This is a genomic window from Pseudoduganella sp. R-32 (assembly GCF_049913245.1).
GTDB lineage: Bacteria > Pseudomonadota > Gammaproteobacteria > Burkholderiales > Burkholderiaceae_D > Rugamonas.
Window position 1 is genome coordinate 6718606 of record NZ_CP183987.1, and the last position, 24057, is coordinate 6742662.

The 24057-nt window shown below is 63.8% G+C and carries 24 protein-coding genes; 8 read left to right on the forward strand and 16 right to left on the reverse strand.

The window, feature by feature from the left end; genetic code table 11:
• Positions 1 to 116: 116 nt before the first annotated feature.
• Together ACN9MU_RS30780 and ACN9MU_RS30785 are read right to left on the reverse strand one after the other, a co-directional pair.
• Entirely contained in the window at positions 117 to 740 is a 624-nt protein-coding gene (locus ACN9MU_RS30780) for a glutathione S-transferase family protein (RefSeq protein WP_426165944.1), read from the reverse strand.
• A gap of 65 nt (positions 741 to 805) precedes the next feature.
• A complete protein-coding gene (locus ACN9MU_RS30785; protein WP_426319587.1) occupies positions 806 to 1498 on the reverse strand; it encodes a helix-turn-helix transcriptional regulator in 693 nt (230 codons plus the stop codon).
• Between the two features lie 52 nt (positions 1499 to 1550).
• On the opposite strand from ACN9MU_RS30785, the gene ACN9MU_RS30790 reads away from it, so the two are divergent.
• Entirely contained in the window at positions 1551 to 2594 is a 1044-nt protein-coding gene (locus ACN9MU_RS30790) for a LacI family DNA-binding transcriptional regulator (RefSeq protein WP_426165949.1), read from the forward strand.
• Positions 2595 to 2654: 60 nt separating this feature from the next.
• Here the strand turns inward: ACN9MU_RS30790 and secF are convergent, their stop codons facing one another.
• From secF to queA, 5 genes are all read right to left on the reverse strand, one after another.
• Positions 2655 to 3674, reverse strand: coding sequence for a protein translocase subunit SecF (gene secF / locus ACN9MU_RS30795; RefSeq protein ID WP_426165952.1), 1020 nt, complete (start codon positions 3672 to 3674; stop codon positions 2655 to 2657).
• Between the two features lie 9 nt (positions 3675 to 3683).
• Complete coding sequence (secD, locus tag ACN9MU_RS30800; RefSeq protein ID WP_426165955.1) at positions 3684 to 5543, reverse strand: protein translocase subunit SecD; 1860 nt, start codon at positions 5541 to 5543, stop codon at positions 3684 to 3686.
• 54 nt (positions 5544 to 5597) lie between these two features.
• Positions 5598 to 5924 (reverse strand): preprotein translocase subunit YajC, encoded by a 327-nt coding sequence (gene yajC / locus ACN9MU_RS30805; protein WP_090445410.1) that lies wholly within the window; start codon positions 5922 to 5924, stop codon positions 5598 to 5600.
• A 105-nt stretch (positions 5925 to 6029) separates the two neighbouring features.
• A complete protein-coding gene (tgt, locus tag ACN9MU_RS30810; protein ID WP_057262553.1) occupies positions 6030 to 7169 on the reverse strand; it encodes a tRNA guanosine(34) transglycosylase Tgt in 1140 nt (379 codons plus the stop codon).
• Between the two features lie 9 nt (positions 7170 to 7178).
• Positions 7179 to 8204 carry a tRNA preQ1(34) S-adenosylmethionine ribosyltransferase-isomerase QueA gene (gene queA, locus ACN9MU_RS30815; RefSeq protein WP_426319589.1) on the reverse strand — a complete coding sequence of 342 codons (1026 nt, stop codon included), beginning with the start codon at positions 8202 to 8204 and terminating at the stop codon, positions 7179 to 7181.
• A 66-nt stretch (positions 8205 to 8270) separates the two neighbouring features.
• Here queA and recG point away from each other — a divergent pair, with 66 nt between their 5' ends.
• Positions 8271 to 10340 carry an ATP-dependent DNA helicase RecG gene (gene recG, locus ACN9MU_RS30820; protein ID WP_426336596.1) on the forward strand — a complete coding sequence of 690 codons (2070 nt, stop codon included), beginning with the start codon at positions 8271 to 8273 and terminating at the stop codon, positions 10338 to 10340.
• A gap of 66 nt (positions 10341 to 10406) precedes the next feature.
• Positions 10407 to 10985 (forward strand): hypothetical protein, encoded by a 579-nt coding sequence (locus ACN9MU_RS30825; protein WP_426165969.1) that lies wholly within the window; start codon positions 10407 to 10409, stop codon positions 10983 to 10985.
• On the opposite strand, the gene ACN9MU_RS30830 is transcribed toward ACN9MU_RS30825, so the two are convergent.
• Both ACN9MU_RS30830 and ACN9MU_RS30835 read right to left on the reverse strand, forming a co-directional pair.
• Positions 10958 to 11542 carry a hypothetical protein gene (locus ACN9MU_RS30830; RefSeq protein ID WP_426165971.1) on the reverse strand — a complete coding sequence of 195 codons (585 nt, stop codon included), beginning with the start codon at positions 11540 to 11542 and terminating at the stop codon, positions 10958 to 10960. The genes ACN9MU_RS30825 and ACN9MU_RS30830 overlap by 28 nt on opposite strands.
• Before the next feature lie 10 nt (positions 11543 to 11552).
• The gene (locus ACN9MU_RS30835) at positions 11553 to 12038 is read right to left on the reverse strand and encodes a hypothetical protein (RefSeq protein WP_426165974.1); all 486 of its coding nucleotides are present in this window, start codon (positions 12036 to 12038) and stop codon (positions 11553 to 11555) included.
• Positions 12039 to 12135: 97 nt separating this feature from the next.
• Here ACN9MU_RS30835 and ACN9MU_RS30840 point away from each other — a divergent pair, with 97 nt between their 5' ends.
• The 4 genes from ACN9MU_RS30840 to ACN9MU_RS30855 all read left to right on the forward strand — a co-directional run bounded on the left by ACN9MU_RS30840 (position 12136) and on the right by ACN9MU_RS30855 (position 16984).
• Positions 12136 to 12510: a BlaI/MecI/CopY family transcriptional regulator gene (locus ACN9MU_RS30840; protein WP_426165976.1), complete on the forward strand. Its 375-nt coding sequence runs from the start codon at positions 12136 to 12138 to the stop codon at positions 12508 to 12510.
• A 3-nt stretch (positions 12511 to 12513) separates the two neighbouring features.
• Entirely contained in the window at positions 12514 to 14076 is a 1563-nt protein-coding gene (locus ACN9MU_RS30845; protein ID WP_426336598.1) for a M23/M56 family metallopeptidase, read from the forward strand.
• A 71-nt stretch (positions 14077 to 14147) separates the two neighbouring features.
• Positions 14148 to 16208, forward strand: a complete 2061-nt coding sequence (locus ACN9MU_RS30850) for a TonB-dependent receptor plug domain-containing protein (protein ID WP_426343898.1) — start codon at positions 14148 to 14150, stop codon at positions 16206 to 16208.
• A gap of 68 nt (positions 16209 to 16276) precedes the next feature.
• Positions 16277 to 16984 (forward strand): M23 family metallopeptidase, encoded by a 708-nt coding sequence (locus tag ACN9MU_RS30855; RefSeq protein WP_426336599.1) that lies wholly within the window; start codon positions 16277 to 16279, stop codon positions 16982 to 16984.
• 21 nt (positions 16985 to 17005) lie between these two features.
• Here ACN9MU_RS30855 and ACN9MU_RS30860 read toward each other — a convergent pair whose 3' ends face one another.
• The 6 genes from ACN9MU_RS30860 to pyrC form a co-directional block, all read right to left on the reverse strand.
• Positions 17006 to 17134, reverse strand: a complete 129-nt coding sequence (locus ACN9MU_RS30860; protein WP_426166048.1) for a hypothetical protein — start codon at positions 17132 to 17134, stop codon at positions 17006 to 17008.
• A gap of 1 nt (position 17135) precedes the next feature.
• Positions 17136 to 18362 carry an MFS transporter gene (locus ACN9MU_RS30865; RefSeq protein ID WP_426319602.1) on the reverse strand — a complete coding sequence of 409 codons (1227 nt, stop codon included), beginning with the start codon at positions 18360 to 18362 and terminating at the stop codon, positions 17136 to 17138.
• Between the two features lie 76 nt (positions 18363 to 18438).
• Positions 18439 to 18933 (reverse strand): hypothetical protein, encoded by a 495-nt coding sequence (locus ACN9MU_RS30870; protein ID WP_426166054.1) that lies wholly within the window; start codon positions 18931 to 18933, stop codon positions 18439 to 18441.
• Positions 18934 to 19055: 122 nt separating this feature from the next.
• Entirely contained in the window at positions 19056 to 20039 is a 984-nt protein-coding gene (locus tag ACN9MU_RS30875; protein ID WP_426319604.1) for a Gfo/Idh/MocA family protein, read from the reverse strand.
• Positions 20040 to 20052: 13 nt separating this feature from the next.
• A complete protein-coding gene (locus ACN9MU_RS30880; RefSeq protein ID WP_426336602.1) occupies positions 20053 to 20847 on the reverse strand; it encodes a DUF3025 domain-containing protein in 795 nt (264 codons plus the stop codon).
• Positions 20848 to 21897 (reverse strand): dihydroorotase, encoded by a 1050-nt coding sequence (gene pyrC, locus ACN9MU_RS30885; protein ID WP_426166062.1) that lies wholly within the window; start codon positions 21895 to 21897, stop codon positions 20848 to 20850.
• Between the two features lie 114 nt (positions 21898 to 22011).
• On the opposite strand from pyrC, the gene ACN9MU_RS30890 reads away from it, so the two are divergent.
• A complete protein-coding gene (locus tag ACN9MU_RS30890; RefSeq protein WP_426166065.1) occupies positions 22012 to 22497 on the forward strand; it encodes a VOC family protein in 486 nt (161 codons plus the stop codon).
• Here ACN9MU_RS30890 and ACN9MU_RS30895 read toward each other — a convergent pair.
• The gene (locus tag ACN9MU_RS30895; RefSeq protein ID WP_426343899.1) at positions 22494 to 23948 is read right to left on the reverse strand and encodes an amidohydrolase family protein; all 1455 of its coding nucleotides are present in this window, start codon (positions 23946 to 23948) and stop codon (positions 22494 to 22496) included. The genes ACN9MU_RS30890 and ACN9MU_RS30895 overlap by 4 nt on opposite strands.
• Positions 23949 to 24057: the final 109 nt, after the last annotated feature.

A 24057-nucleotide genomic window follows, 5' to 3' on the forward strand; every position in this document is an offset into this window, starting at 1 on the left:
AAAAAAATGCCCACTCCAAAGAGTGGGCCAAGTCCAAAACTAGGGATGTCCTGAAAGAGACGGTTCCATCTTATGTTCGGGACTGGCCGCACTCTGTGCGTCAACTCACACAAGCCTTAAAAAGGCCATGGGGTCTCGGTCTGCTGCCATGCAGGCAGTTGCTGCACCCGTTCGAACCAGGCCAGCAAATGCTGGTATTGCTCGACTGGAATTTTGGCGCGGCTCACATACATCATGGGCGCTGCAACGGCGAAGTCGGCCAGCGTGAGCTTGCCGCCGCTCAGCCACTGGCGTGTGGCCAGGTGCTTGTCGAGCACTGCCGCGTGCTGGTGCACGAAGGTTTCGCCTTTCTTGATCTCGACCGGATCAGGGTCCTGGCCGGTGACGAACTTCTTCCACAGGTACTCCCAGGTCAGGATGCCAATCGCCGGTGCAAAGTGCTGGGCGGCGAAGAACATCCAGCGGTTGACGTCGGCGCGCTCTTTCAGGTCGCGCGGATAGACGTCGTTGGCGCCGGCCTTGTCAGCCAGGTACTGCATGATGGCGCAGGATTCCCACAGCAGGAAGCCATCGTCTTCCAGCACCGGCACTTTGCCGCAGATGTTCACCTCGCTCAGGCGCTTGCGGTCGGCTTCGCTGGCCAGGTCGATGAAGACTTCCTCCAGCTTGATGCCGAGCTGGCTAGCCGCCAGCAATACACGGCGGGCGTTGGAGGACAGTGGGTTGTGATAGAGGCGCATCGCTAATCTCCTTGGTGGTTTGATCGAATGCGCCTATCGTAACCAAGGTCCCCTGACAGTTCCTGTCAGGAGTCGTCCTTAATCGCGTTTTCTTCGCGCCAGACTTTGAGCAATTCGTGGCGCGGTGCAGGGTAGCGTTCTGCAAGTGCTTCGGCGTGCGCGATGCGGTCGATGCGGAAGTGGCGGTTGGCCTTGCGCATCTCGCACCAGGCGGCAAGGATGCGGCGTCCTTCGAAAAAAGCCAGCGCAAATGGCCACACCGTGCGCTCGGACGAAGCACCGTTTTCGTCCTTGTATTGGATGCGCATCTTGTGATGGCGACGGATTGCTTCGCGCGCGGGCTGCACGAATTCATCGTGCTCCGGCGTGTCGCGCATCAGCGGCACCCACAGGCTGGTGTCGGCCATGTCGTCGCGCAGGTCTTTCGGCGTGGCGGTGGCGATCTTGGCCAGCGCGTTGGCTGCGGCTTGCGCCAGCGCCGGGTCGCCCTGGCGGCGCACCCAGCGCGCGCCCAGCACCAGCGCTTCCAGTTCGTCCGTGTCGAACATCAGCGGCGGCAGGAAGAAGCCGCTGCGCAGCAGATAGCCAAGGCCGGCCGAGCCTTCCACCGGCGCGCCGAGTTCGGCCAGGGTTTGCATGTCGCGGTAAATCGTGCGTTCGGATACACCCAGCTTTTCCGCCAGTGCGGCCGCAGTCACCGGACGGCGGCTGCCGCGCATGGCATCCATGAGCTGGAACAGGCGGCCGGTACGGCTCATTGCTGCTCCCCATTTTACGAGGCGTGCAGCTTAACATAGTTATAATCTGGGAATGAGCAAGAACCTCCCTACCAAGAACCCTGCCACCAAAAGCCGCGCACTCGGCAAAGTCACCCTGTCGGATGTCGCCGCCCTCGCCGGCGTCGCCCCCATGACGGCGTCGCGCGCCATCAATCAACCGGAGCTGGTGTCCTCTGTCCTGCGCGAGCGCGTGGAGAAGGCGGTGCAAGATCTCGGCTATGTTCCGAACCGCGCAGCACGCGCCCTGGCCTCGGCGCAGTCGAGGGTCATCGTGGTGCTGGTGCCATCGCTGGCAAACACGGTGTTCACCGCGGTGCTGGCGGGCGTGCAGGATGCGCTTGACCCGTGCAACTATCAGATCCTGATCGGTAACACGCGCTATTCGGATGCGGAAGAAGAGAAGCTGCTGGCGACTTATATGCAGTCGAACCCGGACGGTATCCTGCTGTGCGGACTGACGCACAGCCCGCGCGTGCAGCAGATGCTGGCCACTTCGCGCGTGCCTGTGGTGTCGATGATGGACCTGTCCTCGGAACCGGGCGCAATGTCGGTCGGCTTCTCGCAGGAGGATGCCGGCTACACCATCACGCGCTACCTGATCGAGAAGGGCCGCAAGCGCATCGGCTACATGGCCGCCCAGCTCGACGAACGTACCCTGAAGCGCGGCGATGGCTACCGCAAGGCCATGGAGGAAGCCGGCCTGGCCGACCCGATGCTGGAGCTGATGTGCCCGGACCCGTCCACCATCGCCCTGGGCGCTGAGCTGCTGGGCCGCATGCTGGCCAATATGCCGGGCCTGGACGCGATCTTCTGCTGCAACGACGACCTGGCGCACGGCGCCATCTTCCAGTGCCAGCGGCGCGGCATCAAGGTGCCGGAGCAGCTGGCGATCTGCGGCTTCAACGACCTGCCGGCTTCTGCCTGGATGAAGCCTTCGGTCACCACGGTCGGCACGCCGCGCTACCAGACGGGTTTTGAGGCCGCCAACCTGCTGCTGGCGACCATCCGTGGCAACGACGTGCCGGCGCGCCGCATCGACCTTGGCTTCACACTGATGGCACGCGAGAGCGCATAACGACATCAGTGCAAATAAAAAAAGCAGCCTCACGGCTGCTTTTTTTTCGAGCGCGGTTGTTTAAACCACTGCGCCGTCGGTCTCGTCTTTTTCCTTGATCGGCTTGATCAGGTCTTCGCGCTTCACGCCCAGCCACATGGCCACGGCAGCAGCAACGAACACGGAAGAGTAAATACCGAAGCAGATACCGATGGTCAGCGCAATCGCGAAGTAGTGCAGGGTCGGGCCGCCCAGGAACAGCATCGACAGCACCATCATCTGGGTGCAACCGTGGGTGATGATGGTACGCGAGATGGTGGAAGTGATTGCGTTGTCGATCACTTCATGCACGGACATCTTGCGCTGCTTGCGGAAGTTCTCGCGAATCCGGTCGAAGATAACCACCGATTCGTTGACGGAGTAACCCAGCACCGCCAGCACGGCGGCCAGCACGGTCAGCGAGAATTCCCACTGGAAGAAGGCGAAGAAGCCCAGGATGATCACCACGTCGTGCAAGTTCGCGACGATGGCGGCCACTGCGAATTTCCATTCGAAGCGGATGGCCAGGTAGATCATCACGCCAACCACCACCATGATCAGGGCGTTCAGGCCGTTCTGCGCCAGCTCATCGCCGACCTGCGGGCCGACGAATTCAACCTTCTGCAGCGACACGCCTTCGGAACCGTCGGCATGGATACAGGCGCTCTTCATTTCATGGGCGCCCTTGTCGGTCACCTTGTCGACCGACTTGACGCTGCCCTGCTCGGCCTTGCACAGCTCGCCGAACACCTTGGCAGCGGTATCGGCAGCGGTGGTGCCTGCAACGTTCGGCAGGCGGATCAAGGCGTCGCGCGCCGTGTCGATGCTCGACACCTCAGGATGGTAGCCCAGGCCATTCAGGGTCTCGCGCACCTTTTCCAGGTTGGCTGCCTGCGCGTACTTCACTTCCATCACGGTGCCGCCGGTGAACTCCACCGAGAAGTGCAGGCCCTTGGTAGCCAGGAAGAACACTGCTGCCACGAAGGTCAGCGCCGAAATCACGTTGAAGACCAACGCGTGGCGCATGAACGGGATGTCTTTACGGATGCGGAAAAATTCCATCTCTATTCCTTAGTTCGCAGGTTTCCAGACGGTGCCGATCGACAGCGACTGCAGTTTCTTCTTACGGCCGTACCACAGGTTCACCACGCCGCGCGAAACGAAGACTGCGGAGAACATCGAGGTCAGGATACCCAGGCTGTGCACCACGGCGAAGCCGCGCACCGCACCGGAACCGAACACCAGCAGCGCGATACCAACGATCAGGGTGGTCACGTTGGAGTCCAGGATGGTGTGCCAGGCGTGCTCGAAGCCGGCGGCAATCGCCGACTGCGGGTTGGCGCCATTGCGCAGCTCTTCGCGGATACGTTCGTTGATCAGCACGTTGGCGTCAATTGCCATGCCCAGCGCCAGCGCGATCGCCGCGATACCCGGCAGGGTCAGCGTGGCTTGCAGGCGGGACAGCACAGCGATCAGCAGCAGCAGGTTCACTGCCAGCGCCAGCACGCTGAAGGCGCCGAACATCATGTAGTAGATGATCATGAAGGCCGCGATGGCGGCAAAGCCGTACATCGTGGAGTGGAAGCCCTTGGCGATGTTTTCAGCGCCCAGTGCAGGACCCACGGTACGCTGCTCGATCACTTCCATCGGAGCGTACAGGGCGCCGGCGCGCAGCAGCAGCGCCAGTTCGGCGGAGTTCTCCGCGCTGCCCATGCCGGTGATCTGGAAGCGGCTACCCAGTTCGCTCTGGATGGTCGCCACGGACAGCACTTCGGCCTTCTTCTTCTCGAACAGCACGATGGCCATCTTCTTGCCGACGCGGTCGCGGGTTGCGTCGCGCATCTTGCGGCCACCGTCGCCGTTCAGGTCGATGCTGACGGCAGGCTGCTGGTTCTGGTCGAAAGTGGCGGTTGCGCTGGAGATGTAATCGCCGGTCAGCACCACGTCCTTGGACAGCACGACAGGCACGCCTTTGCCGACGGTGAACAGCTCCGAGTTGTACGGAATGGCAGCGTTCAGCTCAGTGCCAGGGGTGACGGTTTCGTCGACCATGCGTACTTCCAGGGTTGCGGTACGGCCGATGATGTCTTTCGCGTGCGCGGCATCCTGCACGCCTGGCAGCTGCACCACGATGCGGTCAGGGCCTTGCTGCTGGATCACCGGCTCGGACACGCCCAGTTCATTCACGCGCTTGCCCAGGGTGGCAATATTCTGCTGCACGCCGTTGTCCAGGGTGGCTTTCAGGGCGGCCGGCTTCAGGGTCACGACCAGGCGCAGTTCGTCGCCTTCGGTGGCGTCAACCACGTCCATATCCGGCTGCTGGTCCTTGATGATGCCCTTGGCCTGCTGGCGCAGTGCGTCGTCGCGGAACTTGACGATGATGGTGTCGTTCACGCGATCGATGCCTGCGTGGCGCACGTTCTTCTCGCGCAGCTGGTTCTTGATGGCAGCCTGGGTACCCTGGATACGCTTGGTGACCGCAGCCTTGGTGTCAACCTGCATCAGGAAGTGCACGCCGCCGCGCAGGTCCAGGCCCAGGTACATTGGCAGTGCGCCTACAGCGCGCATCCAGTCCGGGGTATTCGACACCAGGTTGACGGTGACGATATAGGTCGGGTCGTTCGGGTCCGGGTTCAGGCCTTTTTCAAGTGCCAGCCGGCCTTTGAACTGGGCGTCCGTGTCGGAGAAGCGCGCGCGCACGTAGGTGTGCATGCCGGCGCCGTCCAGCGCTACGCCGTCATTCTTGACGTTGGCTTGTTTCAGGAGCGTGTCCACCTGGGTCGCCAGGGCATTGGTGACCTTGACGGTGGCCTTGGCGCTGGTGATCTGCAGTGCAGGTGTCTGGCCGAAGTAGTTAGGCGCCGTGTACAGGGCGCCAAGCAGCACCACCACGACGATAAGGATGTATTTCCAGATTGGATAACGATTCATAGTCTTCAGCATTGCTATAACAAAACGGGCGGCACTGGCCGCCCGCGCCGGTTATCACAGGCTCTTCAGGGTGCCTTTCGGCAACTGGGAGGAGATGGCGTGCTTCTGCACCCAGACTTCGGTGCCCTGCGACACTTCGATAGCCACGTTCTGGTCGTTCACCTTGGTCACTTTGCCCATGATGCCGCCGATGGTCACCACTTCGTCGCCCTTGGCGAGGGCTTCCATCATGGCTTTCTGCTCTTTCGCGCGCTTCTGCTGCGGCCGAATCATCAGGAAGTACATCACCACAAACATCAGGATCAGTGGTGCGAAGGTGGTCAGGCTGCCCATGGCGCCGGCGTCGGCTGCGGTTTGGGCGTATGCGTTGGAAATGAACACGGGGACTCCAGATTCTAGTTAGGTAAAACTTATTGGGTAAAAATCAAGCGGTGTATTCTAGCACCCGCCACGCTGCCGACCTACATAAGGGCGGCTTGCCGTTTTTTAAATACCACGCGCGCGATCTGCGTGGAATTGCTGCACCCAGTCCGGGAAACGGTCGGCGTCGAGCGCGTCGCGCATCTGCTGCATGATGTCCAGGTAATAATGCAGGTTGTGGATGGTGTTCAGGCGCGCGCCCAGGATCTCCTGCGCACGGTGCAGGTGGTGCAGGTAGGCCCGGCTGAAGTTGCGGCAGGTGTAGCAGGAGCAGGTCGGGTCGAGCGGTTCCTTGTCATCCTTATAACGGGCATTCTTGATCTTGACGTCGCCGAAGCGGGTGAAGATCCAGCCGTTGCGGGCATTCCGGGTCGGCATCACGCAGTCGAACATGTCGACGCCGTTGGCCACGCCGTTCACCAGGTCCTCCGGGGTGCCGACGCCCATCAGGTAGTGCGGCTTGTTCTCAGGCAGGCGCGGGCCGACGTGCTGCAGGATGCGCATCATGTCTTCTTTTGGCTCGCCGACGGACAAGCCGCCGATGGCCAGGCCCGGGAAGTCGATTTCCTGGAGGCCTGCCAGCGATTCGTCGCGCAGGTTTTCGTACATGCCGCCCTGGACGATGCCAAACAGTGCGTTCGGGTTCTCGCCAGCCTTGAACTCATTCATCGAGCGTTGGGCCCAGCGCAGGGACATGCGCATCGACTTCGCCGCTTCTTCCAGCGTGGCAGGACGGCCATCGATTTCGTACGGGGTGCATTCGTCGAACTGCATCACGATGTCGGAATTCAGCACGCGCTGGATCTGCATCGAGATTTCCGGCGACAGGAACAGCTTGTCGCCGTTGATCGGCGAATTGAAGGTCACGCCTTCCTCGGTGATCTTGCGCATTTCGCCCAGGGAGAACACCTGGAAGCCGCCGGAGTCGGTCAGGATCGGCTTGTCCCAGCCCATGAAGCCGTGCAGGCCGCCGAACTTGGACATCACGTCGTTACCGGGGCGCAGCCACAGGTGAAAGGTGTTGCCGAGGATGATCTGGGCGCCGATTTCCTTCAGCTCCAGCGGCGACATGGCCTTGACGGAGCCGTAGGTACCGACCGGCATGAAGATCGGGGTCTGCACCTCGCCGTGATTGAGCTTGACCGTGCCGCGGCGGGCGTGGGTCTTGCCGGTGGTGTCTTTTTTGATGAGTTTAAATTCCAGCATCGGTATTCCTTATGCTCTGTTGTGCGTCGTCAGCAGCATGGCGTCGCCATAGCTGAAGAAGCGGTATTCGTTCGCGATCGCGTGCTGGTAGGCATGGCGGATCTCGGTAAAGCCTGCGAAAGCGCTGACCAGCATCAGCAGGGTCGATTTCGGCAGGTGGAAGTTGGTGATCAGCCGCGTCACCGTCTTGAATTGGTAGCCCGGGGTGATGAACAGGCTGGTGTCGCCGCTGCCCGCTTCCAGGCTGCCGCCTTGGGAGGCCGACTCCAGCGCGCGCAGCGAGGTCGTGCCCACCGCCACCACGTCGCGGCCGGCGGCGCGCGCTTCACGCACGGCGTCCACGGTTTCCTGCGGCATGGTGTACCACTCGGTATGCATCTTGTGCTCGGCCAGGTTTTCGGTGCGTACCGGCTGGAAGGTCCCGGCGCCCACGTGCAGGGTGACGTAGGCGAATTTCATGCCCTTGGCACGCAGCTTGTCGAGCAGCGCTTCATCGAAATGCAGGCCGGCGGTCGGCGCCGCCACGGCACCCGGCACCTTGTTGAACACCGTCTGGTAGCGCGTTTCGTCCACTTCGCCCGGCGCGTGTTCGATGTAGGGCGGCAGCGGCAGGCGGCCATATTGCTCGATCAGGTCGAACACATCTGCTTCGAAATGCAGGGTATAGAACTCGCCGGCACGCTCACCGACGGTGACATCGAAGGCATCGGCCAGACGGATCTTCACGCCGGGACCGGGCGACTTCGAGGCGCGCACCTGGGCCAGCACGGTGCGGGTGTCCAGCACGCGCTCAACCAGCGCCTCCACCTTGCCGCCGCTGTCCTTGACGCCGAAGAAACGGGCCTTCAGCACGCGGGTGTTGTTCATCACCAGCAGGTCACCAGCCTGGAGCTGGTCGACGATGTCGGTGAACTGGCGGTCGTGCAGGATCTTGCCGTCCACGTGCAGGAGGCGCGACGCGCTGCGGTCCGGCAGAGGAAATTGCGCAATTCGCTCTGGCGGCAAGTTAAAATCGAAGTCGGATAACGAGTACATTGACGGACTACTAAAACTGTTGGGCAACCCTCTATTTTACGACACCTGCCCAAAATTCACGCAAAAATGCCGGAAACGAAGCCGCCTGCCAAAAAAAAACCAGCCGCCACCGCCGAGAGCAAGCTTGCCAAGCTAGGCCTGCGCACGGACATGGACCTGGTGCTGCACCTGCCCATGCGCTACGAAGATGAGACGGAAGTCCTGACGATCCGCGAAGCCTGCATGCGCGGCGGCGAGGTAGCGCAGGTGGAAGGCGTTGTCACGTCGAACGAAATCGCCTACAAGCCGCGCCGCCAGCTGCTGGTCCATATCGCGGACGAGACGGGCGATATCCAGCTGCGCTTCATGAACTTCTACGGCAGCCAGGTCAAGCAGTTGGCGGAAGGCACCCGCGTGCGGGCGCGCGGTGAAGTGCGGCATGGCTTCTTCGGCGCCGAGATGGTGCACCCGGCCTACAAGATCGTGAACGAGGGCGCGCCGCTGCCGACTTCCCTGACACCGGTCTACCCTTCCGGCGAAGGCCTGTCGCAACTGGTGCTGCGCCGCGCGATTGCAGACGCGATGAAGCGCGTGGACTGGACCGACACCCTGCCGCCGGAAATCCTCAAGGCCATGCGCCTGCATCCGCTCGAGTCGGCCGTGCGCACCTTGCATTACCCGCCGGCCGAGATCGATGAGAATGCCCTGATCGATCGCAGCCACCCGGCCTGGACGCGCGTGAAGTTCGACGAACTACTGGCACAGCAGCTCTCACTGAAACGCGCGCAGCGCGCACGCCGCGCCAAGGGCGCCGCGGTACTGGGCAAGGCCGGCTCGCTGTCGTCGGCGTTTGAAGCCTCGCTGCCGTTCAAGCTGACGAAAGCCCAGCAGCGCGTGCTGAAGGAAATCCGCGCCGACATCAAGCAGCCCTACCCGATGCAGCGCCTGCTGCAGGGCGACGTCGGCAGCGGCAAGACCATCGTGGCCGCGCTGTCCGCGGCGCAGGCGATCGACAGCGGCTACCAGGCCGCCCTGATGGCGCCGACCGAGATCCTGGCCGACCAGCATTTCCGCAAGATTGCCGCGTGGCTGGAACCGCTGGGCGTGAAAGTCGCATGGCTGACCGGCAGCCTGAAAAAGAAAGAAAAGGAAGTCGCTTACGCGCTGGTGGAATCGGGCGAGGCGCAACTGGTGATCGGCACGCATGCCATCATCCAGGACACGGTGCAGTTCGCAAAACTCGGCCTGGTGATCGTGGACGAGCAGCACCGCTTTGGCGTCGGCCAGCGTCTGACCCTGCGCAACAAGGGCAATGGCGACAACGTGCCGCACCAGTTGATGATGTCCGCTACGCCGATCCCGCGCACGCTGGCCATGACCTACTATGCCGATCTCGAGGTATCGGTAATCGATGAGCTGCCGCCCGGCCGCACTCCGATCGTCACCGCCGTGGTCGACCAGAACCGGCGCGATGAGGTGATCGCCCGCGTGCATGCCGCCGCGCTGGAAGGCCGCCAGGCTTACTGGGTCTGCCCGCTGATCGAAGAATCGGAAGCGCTGCAGCTCCAGACGGCAACCGAAACCTACGAGACCCTCGCAGCCGCCCTGCCCGACCTGCGCGTCGGCCTGGTGCACGGCCGCTTGAAGCCAGCTGAAAAGGCGGAGGTGATGGACGCATTCGCCGCCGGCGACATCCATGTCCTGGTCGCGACGACCGTGATCGAGGTCGGCGTCGACGTGCCGAATTCCTCCCTGATGGTGATCGAGCACGCCGAACGCTTCGGCCTCTCGCAACTGCACCAGCTGCGCGGCCGCGTGGGCCGAGGTTCGGCAGCGTCGGTCTGCCTGCTGCTTTACCAAAGCCCGCTCGGCCCGATCGCCAAGCAGCGCCTGATGACGATGCGCGAAACCACCGATGGCTTTGAGATCGCGCGCCGCGACCTGGAAATCCGCGGCCCCGGCGAATTCCTGGGCTCGCGCCAATCCGGCCAGGCCATGCTGCGCTTCGCCGACCTGGAGACCGACGGCTGGCTGGTCGACCAGGCGCGCGACGTGGCGCACGCCCTGCTGCATGAGGCGACGCCCGCCAACAAGGCCACGGTGGAAGCCCACCTGGAACGCTGGCTGGGCGGCAGGGAAGAATTCCTGAAAGTCTGACGAAACGTGCGCCCGGCACCTGGGCCTGCTGATAAATTCTCCACGCGCTTCAAGCGAGGAGTGAATATGCTGATGAAATCGATCTGCGGCATCCTGCTGGCCGCATCAACGACATTAGTGCAGGCCGAGCCGGACCGCTGGGACTTTACCTGGGGCGGATTTTACGACTATATGCAAAACCGCTTCATCGACACTTTGGTCCACGGTTCATTCGAGGGCGTCGATGCAAACGGCAATGCAATCCTGGAGGCATCCGAGCTGACGACCTTCAAGGTAGACGGCCGCGAACTGCTTGGCTGCACTACCACGGCACCTTCGCCGTGCGGCGTCAGCGCATTCTCCTATGCTTTCAACGGCGACCTGTCATTCCGCGCCAACCATATTTCGTACACGGACTACGGTGGCTCGGACTGGTACTGGTCGGAAGTGCGATACGACACCGGCAGCGGCGTGGCCTTCATCACCCGTGCGCAGCAGCACTATGAGGAGAGCGGTTGGATGACGACGCCGCAAACCTTGCTGGCGGTTTCGCCGGTACCGGAACCACAACCCTACGTCATGCTGGCGGCGGGCCTGCTGCTGTTGCCGCTGCTTGCCGGGCGCCGCAACTGGCCGGGTCAGCGTTCGAAAATGCAGCCGACGTAGACCTGCACGACAGCCTGCATGCGATCGGTATTGCCGATCTGCCCTGGGAATCGCGCTGCCGTCTGGTTCGCGCAAAGGTCGCCGCGCTTGCGGATCCGGTCGATGCATTCGGCTTCGGACAGGCCGTACTTATTCCGCGCGCAGGACCTTTCCAGTTTGCTGCCTATGTCCTTCAACATGCTGACGTCGGCGCCGGATACCTGCAGCACTGCATTCGCGGCCGCTTCGCCGGAGCCTGCTTGCTGTTCGTCCTCGAGGACTTGTACTTCTTCCGTCTCGGCAGCTTGCTGGCGATGCTTGACCGCTGTGTTCAAGCCCCATCCCAGCGCAACCAGGACGGCCACTTTGGCCACCAGGCCAATGTTCCAGCTGTGCTTGACCGGGACGGGTTCCGGCGCTGCCCGCATGCGCTCGCGCAGGCCCGGATCCGGCATCGCTTGCGCCGGACTGACTGCCTTGGAATAGCAAACCCCGCAAGCAGGGCACTGCCACTCCGGATTGGTCGCGTCCTGGGGACGCACATGATCGCACTTCGGACAAATGACTTGCTTATCCATGGGCTTCCATTCAGTTCCTGCCGGTCGGCGTGGCGACCAGGGATTCAACTTCCGCGGTCAGGGAGATGATGCGGGGCACGCCGTCGACCAGCGCGATCTCGGCCTTCTGCTTGCTGAGCGACTCCATGCGCTCTCCCGGCAGCAGCACGACTTCTTTCGCGACGTCGCGCGCGGTGGCGCTGTGGCCATTGGCGGCCAACGATACTTCGCGCTTGCTGACCTCATAAGTCGACTGCAGCTGAACTTTCCACAAGCCTTCCAGCATGGCCTTGTACTCGTCCACGCTCATGCGCGAAAGGCCGCCGCCCCGGCCCGGCATGGAGACCATGATCATCGCGTTGGGCGCGAAATTGGCCATCAGGCGGTCGGAATCGTGGCGCTGGACCGAAGTTTCCACGTTTCCCATCACCGTGAGCACTTCGGCCTCGGTCAGCCGTTTGCCACTGCAAGCAGTAGTGGCGGCAAGCACTGTGATAATTGTTGCAATCTTTTTCATATACGCAATGATACATTATGTGACACGTGTCGCATAAACTCCTTGCCTTCGCGCGACACATGTCGCAGAATGCCGTCATACGTCACAAGGAGCTCCCATGGCCATTCCATCCATTACCGAATTAACGCTGCTCAAGGCACTTTGGAAACAGCATCCGCTCAGCGCCCGTGAAATCCATGACCGCGTGGAGGAAGAACTGGCCTGGTCCTTCTCTTCCACCCGCAAGACCCTGGAACGCATGCTGGAGAAAGGCATGATCAGCCAGCATTCCGCCCATGGCATGAACGTATACGCGCCAGTGGCCGAAAAGGTTGAAACGCTGGCTGAATTTGCCCACGATTTCAGCCATCGCGTGATGGAAATGAACGCGCCGCTGCCGGTGAACATGTTTACCGGCTCCAAGCTGGTCAACCAGCATGAGTTGAAAGAGCTGGAGCAACTGCTCAGCGAATGGCCGGAAGACAAGGAGTAAACGATGTTCGCCCTGGTATTCCTGCAGGCGAGCATCGTTAGCCTGCTAGCTGGCGCCGGCGCCTGGCTGTTGCTGCATGCCGCCGCGCGCGCCTGGCCCGGACTTGAGGCGAGGCGCACGCCGTGGCTGCTGGCCGTCGCCGCCATCGCCGGCACCCTGGCGCTCGGCCTGCTTCCCTCGGCCGCCCGGCCGAGCATGGTCCCCGCCATCGAGCTGCCCGGAGTGCGCGCCGCCGCCAATCCCGGTCCCGGCCACGGCCCTGCCGGCGTGCTGGCCACCGACCAGGGCGCAGCCGGCAACGATGCCGGCTTCGACGACGGCGATGCCGCATTGATCGCGCCGTCCCCCGCCCTGCTCTGGCTCGGCTATTCCTGGCTGGCCCTGTACACCGCCGGACTCGCAGCAACAGCAGCAAAATGGCTGCGCGCCAAGCGTCACCTGGACGCGCTGTTGGCCGCATCGACGCGTCTTGACCGTTCAGCCCTTGCTGCCCATGCAGGCTTTGAATCCCTGCACCGCGACCTGCCGGAAGTGCGCGAAATCGACGCCCCGATCGCCCCCATGCTGGCGGGCCTGGCGCGCCCAGTCCTGCTGCTGCCGCGCCACCTGCGCGACTTCGATCCGGCACAACAACGCCTGGTGATAGAACACGAACTCACCCACCTCGCCCGCCGCGACCCGCTTTGGATGCACGCCAGCTTCCTGCTGCAAGCGATCCAGTGGTTCAACCCGATTGTGGCCCGGCTTGGCAAGCGGCTGGCCTGGGCGCAGGAACTGGGTTGCGACCGCAATGTGCTGCAGGGTCTTCCTCCCGCACAGCGCCGTCACTACGCCGCAGCCCTGGTGACGCAAATGCGCGCGCAATCCTTGCCCGACCACGGTACTGCCCTGGCCTTCGGTAGCCGCACGGTCGATGCCGTCGCCGCCCGCATCCGCATGATCCGCGACGGCGTGCCCGCCATGCCGCGCACCGTCAACTCCGCCCTGAGCTACGCCGTCCTGCCTGCAGTGTTGGCCGCCAGCGTATTGCTGCAGCCGGCGCTGGCGTGGCGCCTCGACGATGCCGTCCCGGCTGCCCAGCCAGCGCCTGCCGCAGCTGCGCAGCCTGCCAGCCTGCCGCATTGGCAAGCCCCCATGGAAAGCATGCGTGTCAGCGCGTTCTTCGGCATCCTGCACGCTCCCACGGGCCGGCTGCACAGAGGCATGGATTTCGCAGTCCCGACCGGCACCCGAATCGTGGCGCCCGCCGAGGGCGTGGTCATCGCCTCGACCAATCACTACGCGGGCGAGGACAAGTGGGGCGAACTGATCGTCATCGAACACGCGAACGGCCTGCGGTCCTTGTACGCCCACATGGACAAGCGCATGGTCAGGCTGGGCGAACGCGTCGCCGCCGGCCAGCAAATCGGCACTTCCGGCGCCAGCGGCAAAGCCACCGGTCCTCACCTGCATATGGAAGTCAGCCTCGATGGCGATAACATCGACCCGCAAGCCGTGCTAGGCAAGCTCGAAGGCAACGCCACCAGGACCGCGCTGCGGCGCCTGAAGGCAAGCCGCGCCAGCTAATCCACCCCGCCGCCACTGAGCACATGCCGCGCGCTGCCCGGCAGTGGCGGCGCTCGTCCCAAGGAAACGCGATGTATAAGATTTTCATGCTTGCCGCCGCGCTGGCAAGCCAGGCCGCATCCGCACAACAGGTCATCGAGATCAAAAGCGCAAAGCTCGACCAGCGCAAGGAAGACACGGCCAGCACCGTCGTCCTGAGCCGCGAGGAGCTGGCCGCGCATGGCGACCGCACCGTGGCCGACGCCTTGCGCCGCCTGCCCGGCATTACCATCGGCGACAGCGCCGGCATTCGCATGCGCGGCCTTGGCAAGGGCTATACGCAAATCCTGCTGAACGGCCAGCCCGCGCCCAATGGTTTCTCGCTTGACAGCCTGCCGCCGGAAGTGATCGAGCGGGTCGAAGTGCTGCGCACCGCGTCCGCCGTGCTGGGCACGCAAGGCATCGCCGGCACCATCAACATCGTGCTGCGCAAATCCGTCAGCCGCGGCAACCGGGAAATACAGCTCGGGATGGACAGCCTGCACGGCGCATGGTCGCCGCGCCTCGCCGTGCAATCCACCGGCAAGGCGGATGGCTGGTCGCATAACGTCAGCGCCGTACTGTCGCGCAGCAGCACGCCTGCCGAGCGCAGCATCACCGACAGCGCACCCGGCATGCTGCGCACCATCCGTTCACACGAGAACAACGTCGGCGACTCGCTCAACCTCAGTCCGCGCCTGGGCTGGACCAGCGCCGGTGGCGACAGCTTCGCCCTGCAAACCATCGCCACCGTGAACCGCCGCGACATCGGCTACCACTCGCAAGAGGCGGTGCAGCTCGGCGCATCGGGCGACTTTGCGCAGGTGCACAGCCGCTTCCGCATGCGCGGCCATTTCCTGCGCAGCGAGCTGACATGGCAACGCAGCCTGGCCAGCGGTGCGCAATGGGAGCTCAAGATAGGCGGCAACACCGCGCCGCGCGATACCGATTTCGATTTCGTCGGCTTGCCGCTGGCCGGCCCTGGCCCGACCGTGCGCCATGTTGACGGCGACATCCGTGAACACGGCTTTAACTACGGCGGCAAGTATTCCCACCCACTCGGCAACGGGCATGCGCTGGTGGCAGGCTGGGACGGCTCCGCTCTCGATCGCATGCAGACACGCATCGAGCATGAATACAACCATGCCGGCGCGCTCAACTTCCTGCGCGACGACCGCTACGATGGCCGCATCGGGCGCCTGGCGGCTTTCGCGCAGGATGAATGGAAGCGCGATGCCGACTCCTGGTCTGCCGGCCTGCGCTGGGAAACCATGCACACCGAAGCCCACGACCGCAACACGGCGCCGGTGCGCCAGCGCAGCACCGTCGTCAGTCCCGTGCTGGAATGGATGCGCAAGCTTCCCGGCGACAGCCAGTTGCGCGCCGGCGCCAGCCGCAGCTACAAGGCGCCCAATATGCTCGACCTGATCCCGCGCCGCTTCACCTCGGACAATAACAACAGCCCGACCAATCCCGACACCCAGGGCAATCCCTCCTTGCGCCCCGAACTGGCCTGGGGCCTCGATGCCGGCATCGACTACTACTTCGCCAAGGACAGCCTGCTCAGCGCCAGCATCTACGCGCGCGATATCGACAACGTGATCCTGCCCACGCTGTACCGCGACGGCGACCGCTGGGTCAGCATGCCGGCCAACCATGGCGGCGCGCGCGTGCACGGCCTCACGCTGGAGTTGCGCAGCCCGCTGACGGCTTCGCTCACCATGCGCGCCAATGCCAGCTTCAACCGCTCGCGCCTCGACAGCGTGCCCGGTCCCGACAATCGGCTCGCGGCACAAACCCCGCTGAGCGGCAGCGCCGCCCTCAGCTACCGTCACGCCGCGCTCACGCTCGATGCCGAGTTCTCCTGCGAAGCCGGCGGCCCAAGCCGCGATTCGGCCAGCTTCGTGTCCAGCGCCCCCTGGCAGCGCAAGCTGGACCTGCGCGCCAGCTGGAAACTGTCGCCGCGCCAGGAACTCCGCCTGGCCCTGTCCGACGCGCTGCATCCCGACCGCGCCAGCAGCGACCGTTACGAAGGCCTTGCCTGGCGCCAGACCACGATCAGCACGCGCGGCGGCACGACCTTGCGGCTGAACTACAAGCAGAACCTCAACTAACGAAAGAAATATTGTCTGTTACTTACGAATTTGCCAGAAAGCACGCTGTTATGCGAAACTCGCCCGCTATGCCAAAGATCACCAACATCCTCCTGATGGCCATGCTGGCCGCCGCCAACATCGTGCAACCCGCCGCCGCAATGCCTGAGCCATTGGACATTCCGCTGCCGCAGGTGGAGAAAGAGCCGAAAGAGTCGCTGCTGCAGCAATGGCGCCTGCCGCTGGAAGGGGGCCGCGTCAGCAGCTTCTTCGGCGCAGCGCGCGGACGCCGCGCGCATGGCGGCATCGACTTCTCCGTGCCGCACAATACGCCGGTGATGGCAACCAACGACGGCACCGTGGTGGCATCCGGCATGGGCTACCTGGGCGACCGCAAATACGGCAACGTGGTGGTGATCGAACATGAAGGCGGACTGCGCTCGCTGTACGCCCACCTGAACAAGCGCAATGTGAGCGTAGGCGACACCGTGGCTGCCGGAGAATTGATCGGACTGTCCGGCGCCACCGGCCACGCCACCGGTCCTCACCTGCACCTGGAAGCGTACCAGGACGGCACCCGCATCGACCCGAATCGCTTCATGCTGGCCAACCTGGAAGACAACGCCCTGCCGTCCGCCATGAACGCCAAGCGCACCGGTGTCGAAGAAGTCCCGCCGGCGCCGCACAAGGCGGGCAAGGGCAAGAAGGGCAAAGCCGCGCGCGACGCCGGCGAGAAAACGTCGAAAAAGAAAACCCAGGTCGCCCAGAAGAGCAGCAAATCGCGCCGGCACGCTTAAGCCAGCCTAGCGCTCTTCGATTCAGAGACAGAGGTAAATGCGGTTGGCCAGGTCGAGCATGAAGGCCGGCCGCAGGTAAGCCATGAACGCCAGCGCCAGCACGGCTGCGCCGAGCGCCCACAGGCCGATACGGATCAGCCGCTGTTTCACCTCAAGCCGCCTTCAGGCCAGGTTCGCTGCGCAGCAGCGGGCGCTCGTCGATTGGCAGGTTGGCCAGGCCAGCAAAGATGCCCAGGCCGAGGGTAATGCCCCACACCACGTCATAGCTGCCAAGCCTGTCGAACAGGTAGCCGCCCAGCCACACGCCAATGAAGCTGCCCACCTGGTGCGACAGGAACACCACGCCCGCCAGCATCGACATATGCTTCAAGCCGAACACGCCGGCGATGATGCCGTTGGTAAGCGGCACCGTGGCCAGCCACAGGAAGCCGATGGCTGCGGCGAACAGGTAGACCGACCCTTGCGACAGGGGCGCCAGCAGGAACAGGCCAATCACCGCCGAGCGCGCGAAATAGATCGAGGAAAGCAGGTAGCGTTTGGGCATGCGCCCGCCCAGCTGGCCGGCGGTGAACGAGCCGAAAATATTGAACAGGCCAATCAGCGCCAGGGCCGTCACCGCCACGCCCGGCGTCGCAATGCCCTTGTCCTTCAGGTAGGCCGGCAGGTGGGCGCCGACAAAGACCAGCTGGAAGCCGCACACGAAATAGCCCGCCACCAGCAGCAGGAAGGAACGGTTGCCCATCGCTTCGCGCATTGCCTCGCCCACGCTCTGGTGGGCGGCGCCGCTTGCCACTTCATGCTTCGGCTCGCGCATGAAACTCGTCATGGGGATCATCAACAGGAACACCACGCCCGCCAGTGCGTAGAAGGCATGCTGCCAGCCAATGGTGGAGATCAGCTGCTGCTCGACGGGCATCATCAGGAACTGGCCGAAGGAGCTGGCCGCACCCGAGACGCCGAAGGCCCAGGAGCGCTTTTCCACCGGCGCGGCCCGGCCGATGATGCCGCTCACCGCGCCGAAGGCGGTACACGCCAGGCCAAGGCCGATGAATACGCCGGAGCCGATGATGAACAGCGTCGGCTGGGTCACCGTGGCCATCCACAGCAAGCCAGCCATATAGGAGATGGCGCCGGCGATCACTACGCGCGGGGTGCCCCAGCGGTCCGCCACCATGCCGGCGAAGGGACCGAAGGCGCCCCATAGCAGGTTTTGCAGCGCCAGCGCCAGCGAATAGGTTTCGCGGCTCCAGCCATTGGCCTGCGAAATCGGCTGCATCCAGAAGCCGAAGCCATGGCGCACGCCCATCGACAGCGTCAGCACGACGCCGGTAGTGAGCAGGATCGTCTTGAGATTGAGTTGGCGGTCGTTGCTTGGCATGGCGTGCATCCTGGCTGGCAAAGAAAGCCAGTGTAAAGGATGCCGCCGAATCCTGCTGGCGGCCCGCCAAAACGCTCTAACGCTTCCAGTAGCTCACGCGGCCGCTCATGGTGATCGTGCCGGCGCCGGTCATCATGTCTTCGGTGCCCTGCAACTGGCCGCCGCCGCTGGCGAATATGTACTGGCCGGTGCCGCCGACGATCTGGAAGGTGGCGCCGCTGAAGACGTAATTGGTGCCCTGGCCGGTCGGCACGAACTGGCCGCTGTAGTTGGCGTAGATCTGGTCGCCCGACAGCGTCATGATGATGAAACGGCCGCGGCTGAAGTTGTAGATGGCGCCGTCCTGCGTGATGCAATCGTTGGCGACGAAGGCGACACGGCCCAGCAACGTACTGCTGCCGTGGCCGGTGATGGTGCCGCCGAACTGGGAGGGGCAACGGGCCGACGGTCCGGGCACTTCCTGGATCACGCCCGTTACTTGAAGATCAGTAGTGACCCATTGTGCCGAAGCGGCGCTGGATGCCAATGCCAGCGCTGCCCCGCCCGCCAGCTTCAGGATTGCTTGATGCATACCACCCTCCCACCAAAGTTAAAAATACGATAATAACTTTATGATAAATGAAAGGGCCAATGGTTTTTTGTAAAGAGTTGTCGCGTGTGGCGCGGGCGACAATCGAGCTTCAATTCCCCGCTTCAATCCACGTTATAGCGCACGCCCAGCTGGGCCCGCAGCGCATCGAGCATGCCCATCAGCTCGACGGTTTCATCGAGCGGCATTTCCGGGCTCTCCAGCAGGCCTTCGCGCAGGCAGCGCCCGACTTCCATCGCCTCGTGGGCATAGCCGTTGCCGATGCGCGGGAAGTGGAATTCGCGCTCGCTGCCATCGTTCATGGCGATGGTGAAGCGTTCGGCGTGGTGGAAGCGGCCGTGCAGGCGCAGGAAGCCCTTGTCGCCGCACACGCTCAAGGTGGCCGGGGTGCGGGTGTTCAGGCTGCAGCTACAGGCGGAAAGCGAGCCGTCCACGTGGTTCAGCACGAAATTGGCCTGCACGTCGACGCCGTTCGGCGCCAGTTCGCCAAAGCCGCGCGCCGCCTTGACCGGGCCGAGGAAGAAGGCGGCCATCGACAGCGGGTAGATGCCCAGGTCGAGCAGCGCGCCGCCGCCCAGCGCAGGGTTGAACAGGCGATGTTCAGGACCGGCGTCGGCCGCGAAGCCCAGGTCCGCCTGCAGGTTGCGCACATTGCCGATTTCGCCCATGTCGATCATGCGCTTGGCTTCCAGGATGGCGGGCTGGAAGCGGGTCCACATGGCTTCCATCACGAACAGCTTGCGTTCGCGCGCCAGGTCCACGATTTCCCGGGCCTCGCGGCGATTCAGGGTGAAGGCCTTTTCCACCAGCAGCGCCTTGCCGCCCTTCAGGCACATGATGGCGTTCTCGTGGTGCATGGCGTGCGGGGTGGCGATGTAGATCACGTCCACGCCGGGGTCGTCGGCCAGCGCCTGGTAGTCGCCGTGGGCCCGTGTTGCGCCATATTCCCTGGCGAATTCGGTAGCGCTATCTACGCTGCGCGAGGCAACGGCCGCCAGTTCGATATCGGGGACGTCGCGCAGCGCCGTGGCGAAAGCCTTGGCGATCTTGCCGGTGCCGAGGATGCCCCAGCGGATAATCTTGTCCATTCAAAAGCTCCTTTCAAGCGGGCTTCCGCTTTGGACGGAATACCGTGTCGTCTGCGTAAAAAGCGTCGTCCTGCTGCGGCCACCAGCCGGGAATGCCCAGCACCGGCAACGGCGTGAAGCCGCCCTTGCCCAGTCCCTCGCCGGCCAGGCGCGCGGCCTCGTCGCGGTCCAGCCATGCGCGGCGGCCGGCTTCGTCCAGCGCCCAGTAGCCGTCGCCGGCCAGCACCACGCGGGTGTGGGCGGTGATCGCCTTGTAGGGCGCCACCAGCTTCTCCATCAGCGCGTGGCCGAACAGCCAGGCTTCCGCGTCGCGGCCGAACATGGCAGAGCGTTCCACGAAGGCTTCGCGCCAGCGGTGGTTGCGCAAGGCGTCCACCAGGGCCGCGCCTTCGACATCGTCGCGCACAACCAGCAGCGCCGAGTTTTCGTCATAAATAGTAGCAGCATCGCGCGCGGGGCCGCGCGATTTGCCCACGCCATCCTGCGCAATCTGCGCAGCCTGCAGGGCGTTGAGCTGGCGTTTGATGCGGGGGAATGTCAGCCACACCAGGCCGTTGAAGAAATCGTGCAGGTTGTCGCGGGTCGGCACCTGGCCGGTGGCGCCGATGAATTCTTCGTAGGCGGTGCCTTCCGGCAGTGAAGCCTGCGGCACGAAGCGCAGCGGCCGGCCTGCGTGGTTGACCAGCGCCAGGGCGGCCGCTTGTTCGCAGAAAGGCTGGACGACGCTGGGCAGGGAGAGGTCGATGCGGGAAGCGGCATCCCGCACCGAGGCGTACCAGGCGCGGGACCAGTCGATCTCCTGGAACACTTAGGCCATTTTCCAGTTGATCGTTTCGCCGGCGTTCAGCGGGATCAGTTTCGAATCGCCGAAAGGCAGGTCGGCCGGTAGCGTCCACTGCTCGCGCTTCAGGGTGATGGTGCCCTTGTTCGGCGCCAGGCCGTAGAAGGCCGGACCGTTCAGGGAAGCGAAGGCTTCCAGCTTGTCCAGCGCGCCGGCGCGGGCGAAGGCTTCGGTGTACAGCTCCATCGCGTGCAGCGCGGTGTAGCAGCCGGCGCAGCCGCAGGCCGCTTCCTTGGCGCCTTGCGCGTGCGGCGCGGAGTCGGTGCCGAGGAAGAAACGCTCGTCGCCGCTGGTCGCCGCGGTCACCAGGGCCAGGCGGTGTTCTTCGCGCTTCAGCACAGGCAGGCAGTAGTAATGCGGGCGAATGCCGCCCTTGAAGATCTCGTTGCGGTTGTACAGCAGGTGATGGGCGGTGATGGTGGCGGCGATCGGGCCTTCCGCTTCGGCCACGTATTGCGCCGCATCCTTGGTGGTGATGTGCTCGAACACGATGTTCAGGGCCGGCAGGTCCTTGCGCAGCGGGCGCATCACGCGCTCGATGAAGACGGCTTCACGGTCGAACAGGTCGATGTCCTGGTCGGTCACTTCGCCGTGCACCAGGAAAGGCATGCCTACCTCCTGCATGGTTTCCAGCACCTTGTAGCACTTGGCCAGGTCGGTCACGCCGGCGTCGGAATTGGTGGTGGCGCCGGCCGGGTACAGCTTGACCGCGTGCACGAAGCCGCTGTCGGCGGCGCGGACGATTTCGTCCGGCGAGGTGTTGTCGGTCAGGTAGAGCGTCATCAGCGGCTCGAAGTCCATGCCCTGCGGCAGGGCGGCCAGGATGCGGTCGCGGTAGGCGGCGGCCTGCGCCACGGTGGTGACAGGAGGTTTCAAATTTGGCATCACGATCGCGCGGCCGAACTGGCGCGCGGTGTCCGGCAGGACGCTGGCCATGGTGGCGCCGTCACGCAGGTGAAGGTGCCAGTCGTCTGGGCGGGTGATGGTGATGCTGTGCGGGATCTCGAAGTCACTCATGGCGGCAAGGCTTTCTTTTAAAACGAATCCCGCCATTTTACCTGTTGAACCCCACCTGCCGCGAGAATGTGCGATATTGGCGCTTCCCCCCGCAATCCCTTGAGGAGGCAAGCGATGGCTAGCAAGAATACAGTCTGTCTTTGGTATAACGGCGACGCACTGGATGCCGCCACCTTCTACGCAAAAACCTTCCCGGAAAGTGCCGTCGGCGCCATCAACCGGGCGCCGGGCGACTACCCGGACGGCAAGCTGGGCGACGTCCTCGTGGTCGAGTTCACGGTCGCCGGCATTCCCTGCATCGGCCTGAATGGCGGTCCCCTTTTCAAGCACAGCGAAGCCTTTTCATTCCAGATTGCGACGGACGACCAGGCGGAAACCGACCGCCTGTGGAACGCCATCGTCAGCAACGGCGGCCAGGAGAGCGCCTGCGGCTGGTGCAAGGATCGCTGGGGCCTGTCCTGGCAGATCACGCCGCGCGCCCTGATGGAGGCAATTTCCGATCCGGACCGCGCGGCTGCCAAACGCGCTTTCGATGCGATGATGGACATGAAGAAAATCGACATCGCCAAGATCGAGAAAGCGCGGCGCGGCGCCGCTTAAGCGCTGGGCGGCGCCGGATGCTGGTCCGCGTAGCGGCGCGCGGATTCCAGCATCGCATCCAGCTGGCGGCGGTCGTAGACCTTGCCGCGGCTGACTACCATGCGCACCTTGCGGATGTTGGCGATGTCCTGCAGCGGATTGGCGTCCAGCACGAGCAGGTCGGCTGCCTTGCCTTTGTCCACGGCGCCGTAGCGCTCCTGCTTTCCGAGGAAGCGCGGGCCGTTGATCACTGACGCTTGCAGCGCCTGCTGCGGCGTCAGGCCGTATTTGACGAAGATGCCCAGTTCATCGTGCAGGCCCCGGCCCGGATAATCGAAAGAATTCAGGAAGCCCGCATCGGTGCCGGCGATGATGTTGACGCCTTCCTGCTGCATCAGCGGCAGCAGCGAGGCTGCCTTCTCGTAGGCGGCATGACGGTAGGCGATAGCGGCCGCATCGTCCTTTGCCGCGCGCTGCACGCGCCACTCGTACGTCTTGCGCAGGCCCTGGCCGATGTATTTCAGGTAGGGGTCGCTGGCGTGGTTGTCCTGGTCCAGGTAGGCGGTCACTTGCGAGCCTACCAGGGTCGGCGTGATCGACATGCCGGCTGCCGCCATGCGGCGGAAGGTAGCGCGTGCGGTCGCTTCGTCAAAACTTTCCAGGCTGGCGCGCATCGCTTCGCGGCCAGTGATCTTGCCCTCAGCAACTTGCGCCGTCAGTTCGGCTTCACGCGGCGTTGAGCCGCGCAGCGCATAGGATTGATGTTCGATGCTGCCCAGGCCAGCCTGCATCACCTGGTCCAGCGTAAGCTGCACCGGCAGGTGGCCGGAGGTTTGCATGCCGCGTGCCTTGGCCTGGCGCACCGCTTCCAGGAAGATCTCCGGCTTCATGGTGTTCTCGGTGATCTTCACGAAGTCCACGCTGCGCGATTGCAGGTAGTCGAGCGCCTTGCTGACTTCCTCCGGCGTGCCGACTTCAATGGTGCCTTTCCACAGCGGCTTGTAGCCTTCCAGCTTGGGGCCGGAGGCAAGGATGGTCGGCCCCACCAGCTGGCCCTGGTTGATCAGGTCGCGCCAATCGAGCACTGTGTCGGACAGGTCGCCGGCGCAATCGCGCACGGTGGTGATGCCGTGAGCAAGGTAGAGGCCCAGCAGCTGCCTGTTTTCTTCGATCAGGGCGGAACCGCCGCCGAAGTGCACGTGGGTATCCCACAAGCCCGGCATCAGGTACTTGCCAGGCAGTTTGACCGTGCGCCTGGGCGAGTAGTCTTTCAACTTTGCGTTGCCGACAACGGCGATGATGTCGCCACCTTTCAGCAGCACGGCCTTGCCCCGCACCAGTTGGCCGGATGCCACGTCGACAATCACCGCCTGCGTCAAGGCCGCATCTGCAACCACGCGTCCCGCAGCTTGCGCGCTGCCGAGCGCCCCCAGCACCAGCAAGGCACCAACCGAAAGTTTCGTCGTCTTCATGCACCACATGGTACACAGCGGGCAACGCACACACTAGCCTAGAAAACAAAGCGCTACATCCCTGCTACATGCCGAAACATTGCGAAAGGCCAAAACCGGCAGGGCTTTC

Bases quoted from the DNA above. Each gene is read 5' to 3' on its own strand.
- ACN9MU_RS30780 (WP_426165944.1), bottom strand. From the start codon at position 740: ATGCGCCTCTATCACAACCCACTGTCCTCCAACGCCCGCCGTGTATTG.
- ACN9MU_RS30785 (WP_426319587.1), bottom strand. From the start codon at position 1,498: ATGAGCCGTACCGGCCGCCTGTTCCAGCTCATGGATGCCATGCGCGGC.
- ACN9MU_RS30790 (WP_426165949.1), top strand. From the start codon at position 1,551: ATGAGCAAGAACCTCCCTACCAAGAACCCTGCCACCAAAAGCCGCGCA.
- secF (WP_426165952.1), bottom strand. From the start codon at position 3,674: ATGGAATTTTTCCGCATCCGTAAAGACATCCCGTTCATGCGCCACGCG.
- secD (WP_426165955.1), bottom strand. From the start codon at position 5,543: ATGAATCGTTATCCAATCTGGAAATACATCCTTATCGTCGTGGTGGTG.
- tgt (WP_057262553.1), bottom strand. From the start codon at position 7,169: ATGCTGGAATTTAAACTCATCAAAAAAGACACCACCGGCAAGACCCAC.
- queA (WP_426319589.1), bottom strand. From the start codon at position 8,204: ATGTACTCGTTATCCGACTTCGATTTTAACTTGCCGCCAGAGCGAATT.
- recG (WP_426336596.1), top strand. From the start codon at position 8,271: ATGCCGGAAACGAAGCCGCCTGCCAAAAAAAAACCAGCCGCCACCGCC.
- ACN9MU_RS30825 (WP_426165969.1), top strand. From the start codon at position 10,407: ATGCTGATGAAATCGATCTGCGGCATCCTGCTGGCCGCATCAACGACA.
- ACN9MU_RS30830 (WP_426165971.1), bottom strand. From the start codon at position 11,542: ATGGATAAGCAAGTCATTTGTCCGAAGTGCGATCATGTGCGTCCCCAG.
- ACN9MU_RS30835 (WP_426165974.1), bottom strand. From the start codon at position 12,038: ATGAAAAAGATTGCAACAATTATCACAGTGCTTGCCGCCACTACTGCT.
- ACN9MU_RS30840 (WP_426165976.1), top strand. From the start codon at position 12,136: ATGGCCATTCCATCCATTACCGAATTAACGCTGCTCAAGGCACTTTGG.
- ACN9MU_RS30845 (WP_426336598.1), top strand. From the start codon at position 12,514: ATGTTCGCCCTGGTATTCCTGCAGGCGAGCATCGTTAGCCTGCTAGCT.
- ACN9MU_RS30850 (WP_426343898.1), top strand. From the start codon at position 14,148: ATGTATAAGATTTTCATGCTTGCCGCCGCGCTGGCAAGCCAGGCCGCA.
- ACN9MU_RS30855 (WP_426336599.1), top strand. From the start codon at position 16,277: ATGCCAAAGATCACCAACATCCTCCTGATGGCCATGCTGGCCGCCGCC.
- ACN9MU_RS30865 (WP_426319602.1), bottom strand. From the start codon at position 18,362: ATGCCAAGCAACGACCGCCAACTCAATCTCAAGACGATCCTGCTCACT.
- ACN9MU_RS30870 (WP_426166054.1), bottom strand. From the start codon at position 18,933: ATGCATCAAGCAATCCTGAAGCTGGCGGGCGGGGCAGCGCTGGCATTG.
- ACN9MU_RS30875 (WP_426319604.1), bottom strand. From the start codon at position 20,039: ATGGACAAGATTATCCGCTGGGGCATCCTCGGCACCGGCAAGATCGCC.
- pyrC (WP_426166062.1), bottom strand. From the start codon at position 21,897: ATGAGTGACTTCGAGATCCCGCACAGCATCACCATCACCCGCCCAGAC.
- ACN9MU_RS30890 (WP_426166065.1), top strand. From the start codon at position 22,012: ATGGCTAGCAAGAATACAGTCTGTCTTTGGTATAACGGCGACGCACTG.
- ACN9MU_RS30895 (WP_426343899.1), bottom strand. From the start codon at position 23,948: ATGAAGACGACGAAACTTTCGGTTGGTGCCTTGCTGGTGCTGGGGGCG.